At 44.5% G+C, this 537-nt stretch carries 1 protein-coding gene; it reads left to right on the forward strand.

Annotation, left to right across the window (positions count from 1 at the left end):
• Positions 1-38: 38 nt before the first annotated feature.
• Positions 39-537 (forward strand): formyltetrahydrofolate deformylase (locus ND2E_RS14715; RefSeq protein ID WP_263281873.1); only part of this gene is annotated, 499 nt, incomplete at its 3' end.

The raw sequence follows: 537 nt of genomic DNA on the forward strand, positions 1-537 counted from the left end.
AACTGGCCTCCCGTCCGTATAAATCTAAAGTGGTGATCATGGTGTCTAAGCACGATCACTGTTTGAATGACTTATTATACCGTTATCGCACTGGCGATTTGGCTATTGAGATCCCGGCGATCATCTCTAATCATCCTGACCTAGAAGACTTGGCGAAATGGCATGGTATTCCTTATTACCACCTGCCCATTAGTAAGGAAACCAAACCTGAGCAAGAAGCCAAAGTGTGGCAGATCATTGAAGAATCAAACGCTGATTTGGTGGTCTTAGCACGTTATATGCAAGTGTTATCGAGTGACTTGTGTCAGAAACTCTCTGGTAAAGCCATTAATATTCATCACTCATTATTACCCGGTTTTAAGGGCGCTAGACCGTATTATCAAGCCTATGATCGCGGTATTAAATTAGTGGGCGCCACCGCACATTATGTCAGCGATGACTTAGATGAAGGACCGATTATCAGCCAAGGTGTCGAGACAGTCGATCATGGTTACTATCCGCAGGACCTAGCTGCTAAAGGGCGTGATATCGAATGTT

The sequence above is a fragment of the Colwellia psychrerythraea genome, from assembly GCF_000764225.1.
GTDB classification, from domain to species: domain Bacteria; phylum Pseudomonadota; class Gammaproteobacteria; order Enterobacterales; family Alteromonadaceae; genus Colwellia; species Colwellia psychrerythraea_D.